Raw genomic sequence first — 2047 nt, 5'->3', positions numbered from 1 at the left:
AGCACGGCGAGCAGGCTGACCACCAGCTCGCGACTGCGGTCCAGGCATACCCCGATCCGGTCTCCGCGCCGGACCCCCTGCGCGATGAGCCTCCGGGCAAGGCGGTTGGCCTGTCCGTTCAGCTCTCCATAGCTCAGGCTGCCACCCCCGGACCTTACGGCAGTCTGCCCCGGTGTTGCTGCAGCCTGCTGCTCTATGCGGAGCAGCACATCCTCAGGCTCGCCCTCGCCGCTCGCAGGATTCCACTCCTCCAGCTGCCGGCGGCGCTCTTCCTCACTGAGCAGCTCCAGACGGGATACTGCCTGCTCCGGGTCCTGCACAGCGCTTTGCAGCAGCTGCTGAAAATGCTCCATCATGCTGGACACTTCATCCTGTGAAAACAAGTTACTGCGGTACTCCAATGCCCCGCTCATCTGCTCTTCTTGATCCACCAGCTCCAGCAGCAGATCGAATTTGGCTGTTCGGCGCTCCACCTCGATCCTTTCAGCATCCAGTCCCTTCAGCTCCAGCTGGAGATCCCGATGCTGATACACAAACATAGCCTGGAATAAAGAGGTAGTGGCCGAACGAGCGGGAAGCACAGCCTCCACGACTTTTTCAAATGGCACTTCTTGATGGGGGTAGGCTTCCAGTACCGTACCTTTGACCTGCTGCAGCACCGTGCGGAATGAAGCTGTGGGCTCGATCCCTGTGCGAATAACGAGCGTATTCACAAAAAAACCGATCACACCCTCCACTTCCTCCAACTCCCGCCCCGCTGACGGCGTCCCCACCAGCACATCCTTTTGACCGGAATAGCGGTACAGCCACACCTTATACACCGCCAGCAGCAGTATAAACGGAGTGACCTCCTCCTGTCGGCAGACAGCCCGGATGGCCTGCGTAACGCCCTGGCTCAGAGTGAACTTGCAGGTTCTCCCTTCATGGCTTCCAGGTGAGCTCCGCGGAGAGGCAGCAGGCAGCTGCAATACCGGCAGCTCGCCGGATAATTGCTGCTTCCAGTACTCCAGATGGTGCTGCAGAACCTCGTCTTTCATCCATTCTTTTTGAAAATGGGCGTAATCCGCATATTGCACCGGCAGCTCCGGAAGCTGCAGCTTCTGTCCCTCCACCTCGGCGTTATAGAAGGCAGACAGCTCGCGGATCAATATTTCTACGGACCAGCCATCCGATATAATATGGTGCAGGTTCACCAAGAGCAGATGCTCCCGCTCCTCCAGCCGTATGAGAGAAATCCGGATTAACGGTCCGCTATGCAGATCAAACGCCGCTGCGGCATCCAGCTCTGCCAGGCCTGCTGCTCTTTTCCAGCGCAATTCCGGCGCCAAGTCGGACAAGTGGATCACCGGCAGCTCAAAGGATACGTCCTCTTCGACAACCTGTACAAGCTCTCCATCCTTCTCCATAAAAGTGGTACGCAAGCTGTCATGCCTCTGCATCACACGCTCAAAAGCCCGCTCCAGCGCTGGAACACGAACCACTCCGCGAAGTGCAATCGCGGCCGGCATATTGTATACGGATTGATCAGCCAGCAGCTGGTGCACAACCCAGAGCCTGTTCTGGGCAAAAGAAGCCTCGAACGCATATCTGGCACGTTCAGTCGTGCTGCTGATTGCCTCGGCGGACAGATCCGCGGGTGCATCAGAGCCGGATTTTTTCATTAGTACCACTCCTTTCTTCAAGCCTGTATTCAGAGGGGTCTATTCATGGATGCGATGCTGACTTCTGGACAGCTTGGTCATCTTCGGCCGGACGGCGGGTGGAGCCGGCATGGATTCAAGCTTCCCGGCCAGCTCAGCCAGAGTCGGTGCTTCAAACATATGCTGAACCTCCAGCTTGACGTTCAGTCGCGAACGGATCTTGGATATGACCTGGACCGCCAGAAGCGAATGACCTCCTAATTCAAAAAAGTGATCGTGAACCCCGACCCGGTCCACCCCCAGCACCTCGGCCCACACTTCAGCCATGCCCTGCTCCAGCGGGGTTCGTGGAGCGACATAGTCTGCTCCCGGTGCCTTCCAGACTCCCGGGTCCGGCAGGCTCCGGC

At 58.1% G+C, this 2047-nt stretch carries 2 protein-coding genes; both read right to left on the bottom strand.

Annotated elements, in window-relative coordinates:
* Positions 1 to 1661: condensation domain-containing protein (locus tag JJQ72_RS20165; protein WP_208204781.1), on the bottom strand; the 1661-nt coding region annotated here is incomplete at its 3' end.
* Positions 1662 to 1700: 39 nt separating this feature from the next.
* The coding region (locus JJQ72_RS20160) for a phosphopantetheine-binding protein (protein ID WP_208204780.1) at positions 1701 to 2047 on the bottom strand (347 nt) is incomplete at its 5' end.

Origin of the sequence: Paenibacillus sp. F411, from assembly GCF_017582705.1 — a bacterium.
GTDB lineage: Bacteria > Bacillota > Bacilli > Paenibacillales > Paenibacillaceae > Paenibacillus_AQ > Paenibacillus_AQ algicola.
This window is presented reverse-complemented; position numbering and strand designations above follow the sequence as displayed.